The sequence below is a fragment of the Gilliamella sp. Choc5-1 genome, from assembly GCF_001690595.1.
Classification (GTDB): domain Bacteria; phylum Pseudomonadota; class Gammaproteobacteria; order Enterobacterales; family Orbaceae; genus Gilliamella; species Gilliamella apicola_M.
The window spans coordinates 70,368-85,909 of record NZ_LZHH01000118.1; the positions used below are offsets into that span (position 1 = coordinate 70,368).

Annotated in this window: 15 protein-coding genes, 1 tRNA gene and 1 pseudogene; 3 read left to right on the forward strand and 14 right to left on the reverse strand. The window is 33.7% G+C overall.

Features of this window, described 5'->3' with window-relative positions; translation table 11 throughout:
- Positions 1-9: 9 nt before the first annotated feature.
- The 7 genes from A9G35_RS11135 to A9G35_RS11165 form a co-directional block, all read right to left on the reverse strand.
- Complete coding sequence (locus A9G35_RS11135; protein ID WP_065636920.1) at positions 10-1,440, reverse strand: type II and III secretion system protein family protein; 1,431 nt, start codon at positions 1,438-1,440, stop codon at positions 10-12.
- Positions 1,441-1,442: 2 nt separating this feature from the next.
- Positions 1,443-2,324: a hypothetical protein gene (locus A9G35_RS11140; RefSeq protein ID WP_065636921.1), complete on the reverse strand. Its 882-nt coding sequence runs from the start codon at positions 2,322-2,324 to the stop codon at positions 1,443-1,445.
- Between the two features lie 38 nt (positions 2,325-2,362).
- Positions 2,363-3,670, reverse strand: coding sequence for a tetratricopeptide repeat protein (locus A9G35_RS11145; RefSeq protein ID WP_176701428.1), 1,308 nt, complete (start codon positions 3,668-3,670; stop codon positions 2,363-2,365).
- Positions 3,671-3,744: 74 nt separating this feature from the next.
- Positions 3,745-4,620: a type II secretion system F family protein gene (locus A9G35_RS11150; RefSeq protein ID WP_065636923.1), complete on the reverse strand. Its 876-nt coding sequence runs from the start codon at positions 4,618-4,620 to the stop codon at positions 3,745-3,747.
- 3 nt (positions 4,621-4,623) lie between these two features.
- A complete protein-coding gene (locus A9G35_RS11155; RefSeq protein ID WP_065636924.1) occupies positions 4,624-5,550 on the reverse strand; it encodes a type II secretion system F family protein in 927 nt (308 codons plus the stop codon).
- Positions 5,547-6,854 carry a CpaF family protein gene (locus A9G35_RS11160; protein WP_065636925.1) on the reverse strand — a complete coding sequence of 436 codons (1,308 nt, stop codon included), beginning with the start codon at positions 6,852-6,854 and terminating at the stop codon, positions 5,547-5,549. Before A9G35_RS11160 ends, A9G35_RS11155 begins: the two co-directional genes overlap by 4 nt.
- 171 nt (positions 6,855-7,025) lie before the next feature.
- Positions 7,026-7,265, reverse strand: a complete 240-nt coding sequence (locus A9G35_RS11165; protein ID WP_065636926.1) for a Flp family type IVb pilin — start codon at positions 7,263-7,265, stop codon at positions 7,026-7,028.
- A 283-nt stretch (positions 7,266-7,548) separates the two neighbouring features.
- On the opposite strand from A9G35_RS11165, the gene A9G35_RS11170 reads away from it, so the two are divergent.
- A complete protein-coding gene (locus A9G35_RS11170) occupies positions 7,549-9,156 on the forward strand; it encodes a sulfatase-like hydrolase/transferase (RefSeq protein WP_141673866.1) in 1,608 nt (535 codons plus the stop codon).
- Between the two features lie 130 nt (positions 9,157-9,286).
- Here A9G35_RS11170 and A9G35_RS11175 read toward each other — a convergent pair whose 3' ends face one another.
- A complete protein-coding gene (locus A9G35_RS11175) occupies positions 9,287-9,703 on the reverse strand; it encodes a LysR substrate-binding domain-containing protein (RefSeq protein ID WP_065636928.1) in 417 nt (138 codons plus the stop codon).
- On the opposite strand from A9G35_RS11175, the pseudogene A9G35_RS13955 reads away from it, so the two are divergent.
- A pseudogene (locus tag A9G35_RS13955) lies at positions 9,660-10,030 on the forward strand (iron-containing alcohol dehydrogenase); the annotation flags it as partial. The gene A9G35_RS11175 and the pseudogene A9G35_RS13955 sit on opposite strands and share 44 nt — an antisense overlap.
- Positions 10,031-10,116: 86 nt before the next feature.
- On the opposite strand, the gene A9G35_RS11185 reads toward A9G35_RS13955, so the two are convergent.
- The 4 genes from A9G35_RS11185 to A9G35_RS11200 all read right to left on the reverse strand — a co-directional run bounded on the left by A9G35_RS11185 (position 10,117) and on the right by A9G35_RS11200 (position 13,694).
- A tRNA-Gly gene (locus tag A9G35_RS11185) sits at positions 10,117-10,192 on the reverse strand.
- A gap of 118 nt (positions 10,193-10,310) precedes the next feature.
- Entirely contained in the window at positions 10,311-10,583 is a 273-nt protein-coding gene (locus A9G35_RS11190; RefSeq protein WP_065560980.1) for a DUF1145 domain-containing protein, read from the reverse strand.
- On the reverse strand, positions 10,583-11,146 hold the full coding sequence (gene rsmD, locus A9G35_RS11195; protein WP_065636930.1) for a 16S rRNA (guanine(966)-N(2))-methyltransferase RsmD: 564 nt from the start codon (positions 11,144-11,146) through the stop codon (positions 10,583-10,585). Before rsmD ends, A9G35_RS11190 begins: the two co-directional genes overlap by 1 nt.
- Before the next feature lie 13 nt (positions 11,147-11,159).
- Entirely contained in the window at positions 11,160-13,694 is a 2,535-nt protein-coding gene (locus A9G35_RS11200) for a PBP1A family penicillin-binding protein (protein ID WP_442903180.1), read from the reverse strand.
- 260 nt (positions 13,695-13,954) lie between these two features.
- On the opposite strand from A9G35_RS11200, the gene A9G35_RS14220 reads away from it, so the two are divergent.
- Positions 13,955-14,359 carry a protein YgfX gene (locus A9G35_RS14220; RefSeq protein ID WP_065636931.1) on the forward strand — a complete coding sequence of 135 codons (405 nt, stop codon included), beginning with the start codon at positions 13,955-13,957 and terminating at the stop codon, positions 14,357-14,359.
- A gap of 45 nt (positions 14,360-14,404) precedes the next feature.
- On the opposite strand, the gene tusA is transcribed toward A9G35_RS14220, so the two are convergent.
- Together tusA and A9G35_RS11215 are read right to left on the reverse strand one after the other, a co-directional pair.
- On the reverse strand, positions 14,405-14,641 hold the full coding sequence (tusA, locus tag A9G35_RS11210) for a sulfurtransferase TusA (RefSeq protein ID WP_065636932.1): 237 nt from the start codon (positions 14,639-14,641) through the stop codon (positions 14,405-14,407).
- Positions 14,642-14,659: 18 nt separating this feature from the next.
- A complete protein-coding gene (locus A9G35_RS11215; protein ID WP_065636933.1) occupies positions 14,660-15,466 on the reverse strand; it encodes a Cof-type HAD-IIB family hydrolase in 807 nt (268 codons plus the stop codon).
- Positions 15,467-15,542 lie beyond the last annotated feature (76 nt).

Consider the following 15,542-nt stretch of genomic DNA (forward strand, 5'->3'; position numbering starts at 1 on the left):
ACTAGCCTTTTATTCAATAAAACCCATGTCGTTAATAAATTTTTCACTTTCATTAGATACAGGCACTGTTTTGCGTCGTTGCTTATCCATATTATTTTTAATATTAAAAAAGCTATTAATTACATCGGTACGTTCTAAAATTGGTAGCTCTACACCATTAAAACTATTATTTGGTGTAACCAAATTAACTGTTGCAAATACCACCATTTCAGTCTTTTCACGACCTGTTGTTGTACTGCGTGACAACGCCCCCAAGATTGGTATATCGCTAACAAAAGGAATGCGTGATAATGTTTCTGAGTCTTGTTCATTGATTAATCCCGCAATAACAAAGCTATCACCGTCAGATAAGTCAATAGTTGAACTGGTTTTTCGTGTTTGTAAAGTTGGAATATTATAGTTATTAAACGCATACGAACCTGCTACCGAACTTACTTCGTTATTAATAAATAATCTAATACGTTTATCATTATTTACTTTGGTGCTGATATTTAACTTAATACCATACTCTTTATAAGTAACATTAGAATCACCTTCTTTATTAGTTGTCACAATCGGAATTTCACCACCAACTAAAAATGAGGCGCTTTCGCCTGATAATACAGATAAATTAGGCTGTGCTAAAATTTTAGCTAACCGATCATTTTTTATTGCACGAATCATTGTGGTAATATTATGGATATCAAATCCTTTTTTTAGACCCAATAATGTAAATTCGCCAATATTGTTTGCCTTAACACCTTGATTATTGATACTATCCAAAGTTAAACTTTGCCACTCAATACCCAACGAATCAGTAAATGTTTTGCTTACCTCAACAAAGGTCAACTTTACATTAACTTGATACTCTTCAATGACTCTAATATTATCAATAATATTGTTATAAACCGTGTAATTCTGAAATGTAAGATCAGGGCTACCTAATTCTTCTGATGACGTCGAGCTTTTTGTTTGCTCGGCACTTTGCCCAACTAATGCCCCCACAAGTGCTAAAATTTTACCTTTTGTTGTTGTATCTGGCGTGGTGCCATTTAATACATAAACAAATTTACCATTTGCACCGCCGTTATCATAACGATCTATTGTTACGCTGCTATTTGGAAAATTTTGCGCTATTCTATGTGTGATTTGCGATAAAAGCGGATCAACATTAATAGTATCATTAATGATAATATTATTTGCATCATCATAAACGAGTAAACTAGTTCTACCATTTGATCTACCATATATAATTAATGATTTACCATCAACAACTTCGTAATTAGCTACGCTGTCTTGACTAATAAAAACAGTACCTACATTTTCAGGTAAAACAATTGTTTTGCTTTGCCCAATTTGTAAGTTATGAATATTAGCAAAAACCAACGAGGAAAAGCTAATAGATAATAAGCAAACTAGCTGTTTAATTGTGTTTATAATTGGTTTAATTTTTATTAGCATTCTTAGTTACCTTTTAGCAAATTAAGCTGTTTTTTCTTTTTTGAAAAAATCGCTTTATCCGTTAGTGGCCAGTTTTTTTCTTTGTCATTTAACAAACGTAATCCATCATCAATACTCCTTTTATAAGTACTTGGATACATAATAACTGTAGAGTTGGCCATTAGTGTTCTTAACAATTTAATTTCTTGATTTGAAAGCTCTAATTGAATTTGAGCCGATTCTTTTCTATTCTGAAAGCTCGATTCAATTCCTTCATTTAGATCAATGTAAATAATTTTTTTACCTACAATAATTGGTTTTATGCGATTTTTAGTAAAATTATCACTAGGAGAAACAAGTCTATCATTACCATAGCCTTTATTATTAGCGTTTGCTAATTCGTTGTCAGCATAAAAGACATAAAGATCGACAAGGTCGCCGGCCTTTAGATTTTTTAATAAATAAGAATCAATTTCATCTATTTTGAACGGAAACATATAATTTCCATCTTTTAGTGCTAGCAGTCGGTATTCTTCTGAATTAGGCGAGGCAAGAAACCGACTTTCTATTAAAGTATCTTTAGCAATATTGTTTATAGAAACATAAGCATCAATTGCCATTGCATCATTTATATATTTGGATGCTTCATTGCTTCCTGCTTCAACTTCAATTGATTTAAAATAGTAATCAGCCTTAGTTATAATTGTATTTTTATTAATATCATGTTTTGCAACAGCTATTGTGATAGTTTGTTTTTTGGGCTCTTCTTTTTTAGGTTCCTCAATCGCAACCTGTTGCTGAACCGATGGTTCAGTAACAGGTTCAGGCGATGATTTTGTAAACAGTAATGCCAGCCCCACAAATAACATTAATACGTACAGAACTAGTAATTTTTTTTCTTTCATGCAAACTCCATATGATGTTATATTTATTTTTGTTGCATTTATTTATTTTCTAAATAAAAATCAAATACAAAGCACTTTGCTTTACAAGCATCAGGACCTGCATCAAAATCCTTCACTATTGAATTCCGCTTTGTTTTTATTTGTAAAATTAATGTTTTTTCAGCCGTTAAAGTTCCTGTTACATTGCTAAAATCACGATCACTACGAGCAATTCGATTAATGATATAGTTTATTCCCGCTTTTGGAAGCGTTACATCATAAAGCGATAACTTAAACTCGGTTGGAGAAATCTTCTCAAGCAAGTATTGATTTTTGCTCAATGGACTGACTGTTTCAAAGGTGACTCGACTGAATTTGCCGTGTTCACCGGAGCGAACGGCTAAAATAGTCGACTTAGTTACTGCCTGATTGGCTTGATTAGCTTGATTATTTTTTTGAGAACCTTTTTTAACGTCGGTTTCGGTTTCAGTGTCTAATTTTGCTATATTCGCTAATTTAGCATTAACCTCTGACTTAGTAGAAGTTTGTGTATTAGTTCCATTTTTAGATTTAATAGCGGTATCTGTTTTGGATACTTTTTGTAATGCTGTTTTTTCAATTGTATACTGTTTTTGACTTTCACTTTGTGTTGGCGCGATTTCATTAAATTTAATCGCATCAATTGGTTCGATTTGTTTTAATTCTTGAATTAAAATTTCTGGATCGTGGGATAATCGATGACTTATACAAAATGACTTAGCTAATTGTATTTTGTTTAACTTTACCAAAGTGTAAAGTAAATTATGAAGAATGGTTTGATCACGATACCCTTTTGTATATAAAATATTTAGGTATTTATAAGCTTCATTATAGTCTTTATTCAAAATTGATAGCATTGCCAAATTATTTGTGACTTTATTTTCGTCATAAAAGTTGTCTCTGGCCAGATTGAACGAATAACGTGCTGCATCATATTGTTTCTTTTTCAACAAAACGATACCTTTTACATTATACGCCTCACCATTTTTTGGGTTAATTGCAATAGCTTTGTCTAAATATTCTAATGCTGTATCATTATTTCGCATTTTAGACTCAATATGCCCATATAAAACAAAAACATTATCATTTCTACTTTTTTTTAACACTGGCATTAATGTTCTTTTTGCAGCTTCAAAATCATTAGTAAGGTAATAGACTTGAGCAAGTTTATATCGAGTATCTTCGCTATCAGAACGTTGTAAACGTTGTTTATAAAGCTCAATTAAACCACCATAATTTTTAGTTGCTTCATGGACATAAATTTTTTGTTTGTCATTTAAATCGTATCTAACGGTGCTATTTTGGCATCCAGTAACAACAAATAGCATTGAACATACTATAATAAATTTTGTGTTTATTAATTTTTTTACTTTACAATGTATTGAAAAATGGCTCATTGTTTCTACATCCTTTCGCTTAATGATGTGATAATATCCATGACGACAGGCCCGGCCACAATAAGAAGAACAGGCGCTAAAAAAAACACCATCATAGGTAATGTCATTTTGGCTGCAATTGCAGCAATTTTTTCTTCTATAGATAATTTTTGCATTTCTCGCATTTCAGCTGATAAATCTAATAAAGCATCATAAATTGAATTACCATAGCTAATACTCCTTTTTAAGGTAATACAAAACATTCTAACTTCTTTACTTGGTACCTCTCGCTGAATTAAATCAATCGAGAGTTCAATACCATTAACATCCATCATTAAGCAAGCTCTTTCTAAAATAGCTGCCACATCTTTATTGATTGGTTTTACCCTTGTACTTAAATACCTAAAACCATTTTCAACGGTCATGCCCGATTTAACCATAATAGCCATCATATCAATAACCAATGGTAAGTCTTGTGAAATTCTTCTTATTCTTTTTGCTGTTTGTCTTCTTACTAGCTTTTCAGGCACAATAATGACTACAATAATAATGACAAATAACACAATCAGTAATATATTAGAACTAAGTTCAATAAACGAAAATATCTGATTGGCAAGATAAAAAAGTGAAAACACGATAATAATAGCATATATCTTCCAACTATTTTGTTCTTGAAATTGGCGCAAAAAACTAAGGCTTACACTATTTTTTGCGGCAATTTTTTCAAAAGCAACATCTTTTTGGTTAACATGCTTTTTAGGTGCTTTTTTTTCTTGATTCTCATTATTTAATAGCAAGCTGATTTTTTGTTTTCTTTTACTTAATAAATAAGAACCAATTAACTCTTTGCAGCCAATATAAATTAAAATAATTGGAATTAATATATTTAATAAACTAGTCATAATTTAAACGATTTTATTAATCATTCCCTTTATAATGATAAAACCAATAGCCACACTGCCTATAACATAGTACAAAATACCGCGACCCACTGATGTATCCATTAAATAATCATAATGTGTCTGTGAAATTAATTTAAGTATAAATATAAAAGCAAAGGGCATACAGCCTAATATTGTCATCGTCATTCTTAATTCGGCGGTTTTACCGTCTCTGGTTTTAACTAAAACCTGATTGTTTGTTAACATTTTTGTTAACCGACTAAGCACCTCTTTTAATTCACCACCACTATCAAGGTTAACCATTACCGTTAAAATAAAAAAGTAATATTCAGGGAAAGGAAGTCGTTGATAAGAGTTCATTAAAACTCCTTCAATATTATCACCAATTTCTATTCGCTTATCTACTTCCTTTAATGCTTTACCAACAACGCCTTCAATAGAGTTGCCACAGGCTTTAAAGCTTGTTGTTATGGCACTACCCGATGCTACAATACCAGTAATGGTATTTAATGCTTCAGGAAATGTATTGTAAAATTCTTTTTTCAACTTTCTTTTTTTAAGAAAAAGCATAATAACAACCGTGCCAATACCACTAACTAAAGCTACAGTATAACTATCATAATGAAGATACTGTCCATTTAATATTATCCCCACAACCGTACCGACAAAAATATAAACAAACAACCGACTTTTAGATTGCCCCATGATAAGTAGATTATAATAAGATCGCATCATTACGTTAAAATCAAAGCTAATTCGCTGCCATAATGATTGCTGCCTTTGAGATAGTTGGCTTTCAACCAAACTAGACAAGGTAGTGTTTTTAACTTCAACATTATAAAAAACTTGTAATCGCTCTCTATTGCGTCGCCATGTCCAAATATTTACAGCACCGACAAGAATTAGAATAATTGAAAGAATCAATATCATATATTTATACCTGCTGCGTTGAACATTAGTTTTTCTAATACATCTGACATATCATAATATTGGGCACTTTCATAAAGGGCTGATCGCTTTATTAAGCCATTACAGACAAATTCACCTTGAATCTTACCCTGTTCGTTTCTTTCGTCATGAATTTTAAATTTAAATACATCATGCGTAACAATATTTTCAGATTCTAAACCGATAACTTCGGTAATACTCATTACTTTACGTTGACCATCCGGCAAACGAGAAACTTGAATAATAAAATTAACCGAAGAGGCAATATAGTGCCGAATTGCCACAATAGGTAATTCGGACTGAGCCATAATGATCATACTTTCTAAACGCGATAAAGCATCTTTAGCTGTGTTAGCATGTAGAGTTGACATTGAGCCGTTATGCCCAGTATTCATAGCTTGAAGCATTTCAAAAGCCTCTTCACCACGACACTCCCCTAAAATAATTCGGTCTGGCCGCATCCGTAGTGCATTAACTAACAGATTTTGCATTGTTACCCGTCCACGCCCATCTTCACCGCCTGATTTGGTTTCCATCCTAAGCACATGGTCTTGCTGTAGCCTTAATTCGGCCGCATCTTCAAGAGTAATAGTACGTTCATGTTCGCCAATAAAGCCTGATAATGCATTTAGCATTGTGGTTTTACCGGAACCAGTACCGCCTGAAACAATAATATTCATTCGACAACGCGCTGCAATGACTAAAAAATTAGCCATATCTTCATTTAGTGAGCCATATTTAATTAAATCGTGAAATGTTCGGCGGCCGGTACCAAATTTACGAATCGACATTGAGGTGCCATCAATGGCTATAGGCGGGATTACAACATTAAGACGGCTACCATCGGGCATTCGTGAATCGACTAAAGGATGTGCTTCATCAATATTTTTACCAACTTTATTCACTAACCGCCTTGCAATATCAAGCAGTTGGCGCTCGCTAATAAAAAACTTATCGGTTTTGCTAAGAATACCACCACGTTCAACATAAATGCTGAAAGGGCCATTAACTAAAATATCATTAACCGATTCATCTTTCATCAATGAATCAATTGGACCATAACCAATAATTTCATCACAAATCATACCCGCCAACATATTTGACTCATCGGCGGTAATATAAGCATTGCCTGAATTGACAATATCTCTGATTATAGTTTGAATTTCGCGCAGGATTTTATTAGGTTCATTTTTTAGTTGTTCAATTAAATCTAGATCAATGACTTGAAAAACCAAATCACGAACTTTATTCCATTCATCAGGAACCTTAGTTTCTTCACTAGCCATTTGTATTTATTTCATTGTTTTTTTATGCTAACAAAGAGTTACTGTTATTACTACCAGTAACTCTCATTCTTATAAAAAAGCGATATAACACGCCATTTTTAAATAACTTAAGCGTTAGTTGCAATGCAACCCAATCTTAAGTTTGCCACTTTTCTAAAACTACGCTGCAGGTTAACTACTTGTTGTTGGTGCTTGTGAACTAATTAAAGTAGACATTCTGGTCTTCAACTTATCAAATACACTATTTAACATAGATTCTACAGGACCTCCAGATCCAAAGACAACTAGTACAACAGCTGCAACACCCGCTGCGACGATTGCGTATTCAATTGCTGTAACGCCCTGTTCGCTTTTAATGAATTTGCCTAAAAAAGTTCTTGCTTGGGCGCGAATTGCTGATAAATACATCATGATTTTCTCCTTAAATATTTCTTACATTTGTTATTAAATTTTTTACACTATTTGCAATAGCAATAATAGTAATTATGATTTTATAGCATAATAAAAAAGATTCAATCATTATTTCACAATATAAAAAAACATGTAAAATACATACCGTTTTTATTTTCATTAATTTCTAGAAATTCTTACAATTAAACAATATTTGCATTGATTTATTATAAATAGTAACAAAAATTAACTATAACTATCATTTTTAACAAAAATACTCGAATATAGGATTGGGACATATTTTATGAATTTATGTAGGATAAAAAAGATCTTTCCACCAATGTTACTGCTATTAGTCTATACTTTTATTAGTGCTATTTGGTCTTACTACTTTTATGAATATCATTTTTATATTAATTTTAGCAAATCTATTTTAGATAGTACCTATTTTTATATAATGACAATGACAACTTTATTTTTTATTATGATTGTACATAATTGCCTTTGTAGCGGTTATAAGCTTGTTGTTGTTTTTGGCGTTTTATTGTTATTCCTTTTTTTATCAGAAGTTAGCTATTTTATTTTTTATGGAGACATGATATCAGACGGCCTGCTTGATTCTATTGTCGAGACTAATTCTTACGAAGCACTCTCAATGGCTAAGCAAGCGTTAATGATAATTGGCCCTGCATTTATTGCAACTTTGCTTATTTTATTTATTCTTAAAAAATTTGTCTGTATTAAATTTAGACTTTTCCCCCCCATAACCATTTATTGGTTTCTATTTTTCCTTATTATCTATTATTTAGCAAACTATTCAGCAATAAAATCTGATCTTAAGCGTGGGATCTATAAACCTGCTGTTAGTGCAATACGTAAATGTTATTCTGCTGTACTTGCTAATTTATCCTATATTTTAGTTAGTTATACTACAACAGATATCTATTCAAATAGTCATGAAATTGAAAAGTTTAATGATGCTGTTCTTTTACCGCCTCATAAATCTGATAACAACTTAATTGTATTTATTATGGGTGAATCTTCTTTCGTAAACCACTATAGTAGCTATGGTTATCATAAGCAAACTACGCCTTTTATGACCAATATTTTTAGCCAAAATGGCGGGTGTATTATGCCAAATAGCCACTCAGCTGCAGCTTTTACTCGAGATTCGATACCAATGACACTCTCATTTAATGTACCTGAAAGTGATGATAATTTATTTAATAATAAATCGATTATTGAAATGGCTAAATTTAACCATTACAAAACCTATTGGTTAGCATCTAAAGGGCAGATAATTCAAGGGACACTTAATACTAAATTTGGTTTTATTGCACGTAAAAGCGATTTTGTCTCTTTCAGTGAAGAAAGTCTCGATATTGGTTTAAGTCAATTATTAGAAGATACCCTACAAAAAGATGATGCGCCCCAAAAATTTATTTTAGTGCATTTGCGTGGTAGCCATCAACCTTATGAAGACGGTTATGATGACATTGATAAACAGGCTTTACCTGATGCTGAGGAATATGACCTAACTGTTCACCATACCGATCGTACAGTTAAAGCGTTATATGATGTTATCAATAAATATAGTGATAACTATACTATAATTTATACTTCAGATCATGGTGAAATTGTCAATGTTGGGCATGGTATAGGGGACAATGTTGATCAGTTTCTAATCCCTTTTATGTTTATATCAACCAATCCACGTTATAACTGTGAGTATATTGAATCGTTTCGTGGGGAAAGTGGTTATTTAAGTGGGCTTATGAATAAATATATTTTATCTAATCTTTTGGGTTATGAAATTGATCAGGCGACTCTTAATAAAGAAAAAGGTAATGATCGAGTTCTTATGCCTAATAGTACTGTTAGGCCTTTTTCAGAAATTCTTAACAAACATTAAGTTGTTACTTGCTATAGGTTGAGTAATAAGTTAGGAATATACTATCGATTTTATACAAAACCAAATGAGGCTAAATGCCTCATTTTTATTGTTACTGATTTAGTCTATTTATAGAAATTAGTTAAGTTGGCTATTCGCACTTTAACAAATCGATAATCAATTTAAAAACATTTGAATGCCCTTTGCGACTTGGATAGTAAAGGTAAAATGAATCATAAGTAATGGCAAACTCAGCCAACAACTCAACTAATTGAGCCGATGCTAATTCTTGCTCAACACTAGAACGAGCAAGCCAAGTAATGCCTAAACCATCTAATGCGGCTTGCTTGCGTAAATGATTATTAATCATAAACTGCGAATGCGGATGGTATTTAACCATTTTTCCTGCTTGTAAAAATTCCCACGGCAATTCCGTACCATGATCCGAAGATATTCGCATACCAATTAAGCTGTGTTTATCCAAATCATTAATAGATACAGGTACGTCCTTTTCCTGCAGATAATTGGAGCTAGCGACAACAGGTAGCGAAATGAACAATGGAGGCATTATCACAAACGAAGACACAAAACAAAAATACCCAATCCATGGATTTTGTTTGTTCCCTAAAGTTTCGGTGATTAACCCTAAATTAACCCTAAACTACAAACCACAGTCAGCCGCAATTATTTGGTGTATTCGGCCACTGATATTATTGCTCATTCTATTGAAAGATACTTTACCGCAAGTGTGCAATCGGAACTAATTAATTTACAAATCGAGGCCAACATAAAAACCGTAATGTGCACAACCGAACGGCTACTGCAAGATCCAATGGACTTAGATGTGCGTGGCGAATTTGCTTGGGCTGCAACCTTAGCCTTAAATGGCATAACTTAAAATTGGTAATTGATAACGCAGCACAAAATGCGGTTGATTGGCAAATAAATTCGAAAAGTTTAACAACGTTATGCATCATGAATTGGAGCGGGAAACGAGGTTCGAACTCGCGACCCCGACCTTGGCAAGGTCGTGCTCTACCAACTGAGCTATTCCCGCTTATTGAGGTGCTTCGAAAGAAGTGGTGAGCATTATACAAAAATTTTTGTATCTCGCAACCACTTTTTATTATTTATTATTTATTATTTATTATTTATTATTTATTATTTATTATTTATTATTTATTTTTGTCTTTCCTACTATCTTTCCAACTAAGTGATTCAAAAACACCAAATAAAAATAGCCGTAACACTTTAAATTTATCTTGTTGTTTTTCTTGTTTGGTCATGGTTGAGTTTAACATCCATGCTTGTAAGCCATGAGTAACCGTAAAGGCGATTAAGCCAATATTGGCAACAACATTTGCCGGTTTTGGATATGGGTGGATTAAGTTAAATAATAAAAATAACCACATTAATGAATATAAGGTTTTACCAATAAAGATGAACATTAATTATCTTCTCGTATAAATAGATAGCTGTGAACTTGCCCTGCAGTCTTTTCACGATGTAGGCACCAGTTAGTTGGAATATAAGTTGTTAGATCATGCTGTATTTCTGTTTCTATATAAATATAAGCCAATGGTTTTAACCAGTTGTTATTTTCAAGTTCGCTAACCGTTTTTGCGACTAATGATTGATGAAATGGTGGATCGATAAATACCACATCAAACTGTTTTGAGGCTAGTTTGTTTAGCCACTTTAGAGTATCAGTATGATAAATATCGATAGCATCGCTAGCAATCAGTTGTTTGTTTTTATTGAGTAGCGTAGCAACTTGTTTATCTTTTTCAAGCAAGGTGACGTTTGTGGCACCTCTTGATGCCGCTTCAAAGCCAAGTGATCCACTACCTGAAAAACAATCCAAACAATGGCTACCATGGATAACTGGCATTAACCAGTTATATAGGGTTTCTTTAATGCGATCAGTAGTTGGGCGTAGTCCTTGCTTGTCAAGCACTGCTAATTTTCGCCCACGCCACTTTCCGCCAATAATTCTTATTGAACCATTCATTTTAAGTCCTTTATCAGAATAGTTCTGATGTGTTGCCCTCTGAATCAGTTACTTTTGTACCGACTTCTTTTGTCGCATAACCCGTTGGTTCAGTGCCTTTGATGAAATATTCTGGCATGGTTCTAGAGCCAGAGCTAGGTAATAGGCCTGTTTTTTGATCGATAGTAACCGAAATCACATTATCAGGTTTTACATCTTGTTTTACAGGAACATCTTTTAGGGCAACTTTCATATAATCGACCCATATAGGATTTGCTGTTACAGCGCCCGCTTCGGCTCGGAATGTTCGACCTAAATCACGACGGTGATCATCAAATCCCATCCATACGGTGGTCACAATATTGCCACCAAAGCCTGAAAACCAAACATCTTTAGATGAGTTGGTTGTTCCAGTTTTACCACCAACGTCTTTCCTGCCGAGTGCTTTTACACGCCATGCAGTACCCTGCCAATCTGAACCACCAAATACAATGGATCTAAGCCCATCTTTCATAATAAATGCAATGCCACTATTTAATGTATGTGGAGCATATTTTGGTGTGACATCGGTATTATTGTCATTTGGGTTGATATTAGGTAATACTAAATCATCGTCAGACTTAAGATTAGCTTGTTCAGGCTCTTCGTTATCTGATTGGTTGGCTTCGTTTTCGACATTATCTAACGACACCACAGGTTTGGCATCCTCGGTAACGACTTCGTCATTACAAGTTTGGCAAGCAATCATTGGTTGATGTTGATAAATTATACCAGTGCCATTATTGTATTCTATTTTTTCAATTAAATATGGCGTAATTAAGTAACCACCATTGGCAATAACTGAATATGCTCTTGCCACTTGTAATGGCGTAAACGAGGCCGAACCTAATGCTAATGATTCATTATGCGAGATGTTTTCTTTAGGAAAGCCAAAACGCTCTAAATAATTTGCCGCATAATCTATACCTACAGCACGTAAGGCTCTTACCATCATGACGTTTTTAGACATTCCTAAACCAATTCTTAACCGTAATGGCCCAGCATAAGTTGGTGGTGAGTTTTTAGGTCGCCATGTAGCACTGCCCGTTGAGCGGACAATAGGCGCATCATTAAGAAGTGTCGCCATTGTTAGCCCTTGCTCTAAGGTTGAAGCATAAATAAATGGTTTAATGTTCGAACCTAATTGCCTTAGTGCTTGTGTGGCTCGATTAAATTTACTCAAGTTAAAATCATAGCCACCCACAATTGCTTTAATTGCGCCATTGTCTGAATCAAGTGACACCAGCGCAGCATTAACTGCAGGGATTTGTGCTAGCTCCCAGCTTTCCGCCGATTTTTTAATCCAAATAAGTTGTCCAGATTTGAGCGTATCAGATACTTTTTTAGGGTAGGCTCCTTGTCTTGTATCGCTAATAAATGGGCGTGCCCATTTCATATTTTGGTATGTAATGGTTATAGTGCTTTTATCTGATAGCACCGCTGTTGCTTCTTTATCTGATGATGTCATAACTATCGCTGGGCACATGCCGTTATAGCATATATATTTGTTAAGCGTTTGCTGGATTTTATCTGTTTCCCATGCGGTTTCGTTAGGTTGCCATAGGACTTTTTCAGCTCCACGATAACCATGCCTGATGTCGTAATCAATAATATGTTTTTGTACCGTTTCCGTCGCCGCGATTTGGTCAGTTTTTGAAATAGTTGTATAAACTTTATAGCCGTCTGTGTAAGCTTTTTCACCAAATTTATCATACATAAATTGGCGTGCCATTTCGGCAACATAAGGGGCTGAAAATTCGATTTGTGGCGAATGATAGCTTGCACCAAGCGGTTTTTTAATGGCCTCGTTATATTGTGCTTGGGTAATATAGGATTGATCTAACATACGTCCTAATACCCAATTGCGTCTAATTAATGCACGATCAGGATGAGCAATTGGATTATATGCCGATGGTGCATTAGGTAAGCCTGCTAATAAAGCAGCTTCGTCAATTGTTAATTGATCGGGGGTTTTGCCAAAAAAGGTGTAAGATGCAGCAGCAACGCCATAGGCTCTTGAGCCAAAATTGATCATGTTAAGGTATAGTGCCATGATCTCTTCTTTCGATAGTTCTTTTTCCATACGAATCGCGAGGATTACTTCTTTTGCTTTCCGTGCAATGCTCTTTTCAGGCGTTAGGAAGAAGTTTTTGGCAACTTGTTGCGTGATAGTACTACCACCTTGAGAAAACCCTTTTTGTTTTAAACCAATATACATTGCTCGAGCAATACCAATTGGGTCAATACCAAAATGTTCGTAAAATCGTGAGTCTTCTGTTGCGATCACTGCGTTAACAACTATTGGCGGGATCTCGTCATATTTTAACGGTGTTCTGCGTCGTTCACCAAAAATGGCAATTAGTTCACCATCTTTACTTAGCACTTGCATTGGTGTTTGTAAGCGAACATCTTTTAATGTTGCAACATCAGGAAGATCCTTAGAATAATAACTATATCCTGCGATGCCAATAATTAAGCCACAAAGAAATAGGCCTATGAATAGTTTTAGAATAAATTTTAACACTCTAATTAATATCACAAATCTTTCCTATCTACATTTTTAAAGCAAAATAATGACATCAGAAGCTTCTCTGCGCCAAATTTAGTGAAATTGTCTTTAAATAAGGAACATCACATTAATACAATACAAAGTGATAATGATTGTTCACTCATCTTTTAAAATAAAACATAATTAAATTGTGTGTATTATCTCCCATCTTTAGTTTTATTTTAAGCATTTTTTAACAAAATTATGAAATAATTCTATTTTAACTAAGCTGGGGAAGTATTATGTGGAACACAAAACTAAGTGTATCAAAAAGACAATTGCTGATTTCAACAATTTTTTATTTAATACTAATTATGCTTTGTTTAGTCATGTTTGCTAATACATCTTTAAACGCTTATACCTTTATTATCATTCCATTGTTACTAATAGAATGGTGGCGTAGTGTGTGTTACTTGAAAACAATTAAAAGGGAATTTGCATTATTTCACTATATCAATCAAATATATTGGCACAAACAACGCTGGCACCTAATACATAAACCATTGATATTCCGCTATGTTGTTATCTTAAATTTAAAATCTCGACACAATGGAAAATATAGTACACTTTGGTTAATGGTTGATAACCTTCAACCTAATGATTGGCGAACATTACGCTTTTATTTAAAACAAATCGAATTCACTTGATACAACTACATACTTTTCTAAACTTTTTGCCAAGAAGATTTTTAATTAATGCGACTTTTTAATCCAATATTGATATGGTTCAGATTCTATCTGCAATGAAAGTAATTCGTGATCCATATGACGGCAAAAGCTAGGAACATCGCGCGTTGTGGCAAAATCATCCGCAATAACATAAAGAACTTGCCCTATGGCAAGTTCTCGGATGGTCTTTCTAATTAGCATAATAGGTTCAGGGCAACGCAATCCAAGCGTATTAAGTTCTTTGTCGATAATTATGTTCATGTTTAAATACTTTGTTAATTATAAAAATAGCTTACTTAAATAATGGGGCACTGCATCTTGAGCATTCGAGCCAATGACTTCTAATTCTGGCAATAATTCTTTTAATTCTGTACTACCATTTTGCATTATACATCCTTTACCTGCCGCTTTTAGCATTTCATAATCGTTCATGCCATCACCAAAAGCGATGCTATCTTTTAAGCTGTAACCAAGTTTTTCAACAACTTTTTTTAATGCACTGCCTTTAGAAACATTTTCGGCCATAACTTCAAGGCAATTTAATGTTGAAAAGGCAACGCTTATTTTATTGCCAAATTTTGCCTCTAGGCGATTTTTTAGCTGAACAAGGTGTTGGTAAAGAGCATTATCAGTCGTTGTAAAATAAATTTTAGCAATATCAGTAGTATCAAAGTCAAGTGGGTTGAATAATTGATAAGTAAACTGCGTATGGCGATAAAACTCTAACGAAAATGTATCTTCTTTATTAATTAACCAATCATCACCACGATATAAGTGAGTATAAATTAGCGGATCATCCATACTCATTTGAGCAATTTCGCTTGCAAGCGATGGGTCAATGCTTTGGCTAAAGACTAAATTACCTTGGCTATCATGCACTCTTGCACCATTTGAGGTTATCATAAAAGCATCTATTTCCATGTTTTCGCGCATTTGTGCAACATCAATATGGTGTCTGCCAGTTGCAAAAACAAAGTGAATGTCTTTTTTACGTAGAGCTTGAAGAACTTGTTTGGTATAAGGCGATAAGTTATGTTCAGGAGTTAATAAAGTCCCGTCTAAATCAGAAGCAACAACATGCATAATATTCTCGACTTTTCTAATAAATAGTAATGGCTAAAATAATATGCTTTGAATAATAATGACATATCAAAGCAAAGAT

Excerpts from the sequence above, each read along its gene's own strand:
- A9G35_RS11190 (WP_065560980.1), bottom strand. The coding sequence starts at position 10,583 with ATGTTCATCTTTATTGGTAAAACCTTATATTCATTAATGTGGTTATTT.
- A9G35_RS14220 (WP_065636931.1), top strand. The coding sequence starts at position 13,955 with ATGTGGAACACAAAACTAAGTGTATCAAAAAGACAATTGCTGATTTCA.
- A9G35_RS11145 (WP_176701428.1), bottom strand. The coding sequence starts at position 3,670 with ATGCTATTTGTTGTTACTGGATGCCAAAATAGCACCGTTAGATACGAT.
- A9G35_RS11155 (WP_065636924.1), bottom strand. The coding sequence starts at position 5,550 with ATGATATTGATTCTTTCAATTATTCTAATTCTTGTCGGTGCTGTAAAT.
- A9G35_RS11140 (WP_065636921.1), bottom strand. The coding sequence starts at position 2,324 with ATGAAAGAAAAAAAATTACTAGTTCTGTACGTATTAATGTTATTTGTG.
- A9G35_RS11175 (WP_065636928.1), bottom strand. The coding sequence starts at position 9,703 with ATGCCTCCATTGTTCATTTCGCTACCTGTTGTCGCTAGCTCCAATTAT.
- A9G35_RS11150 (WP_065636923.1), bottom strand. The coding sequence starts at position 4,620 with ATGACTAGTTTATTAAATATATTAATTCCAATTATTTTAATTTATATT.
- A9G35_RS11170 (WP_141673866.1), top strand. The coding sequence starts at position 7,549 with ATGAATTTATGTAGGATAAAAAAGATCTTTCCACCAATGTTACTGCTA.
- A9G35_RS11160 (WP_065636925.1), bottom strand. The coding sequence starts at position 6,854 with ATGGCTAGTGAAGAAACTAAGGTTCCTGATGAATGGAATAAAGTTCGT.
- tusA (WP_065636932.1), bottom strand. The coding sequence starts at position 14,641 with ATGAACATAATTATCGACAAAGAACTTAATACGCTTGGATTGCGTTGC.
- rsmD (WP_065636930.1), bottom strand. The coding sequence starts at position 11,146 with ATGAATGGTTCAATAAGAATTATTGGCGGAAAGTGGCGTGGGCGAAAA.
- A9G35_RS11165 (WP_065636926.1), bottom strand. The coding sequence starts at position 7,265 with ATGATGTATTTATCAGCAATTCGCGCCCAAGCAAGAACTTTTTTAGGC.
- A9G35_RS11135 (WP_065636920.1), bottom strand. The coding sequence starts at position 1,440 with ATGCTAATAAAAATTAAACCAATTATAAACACAATTAAACAGCTAGTT.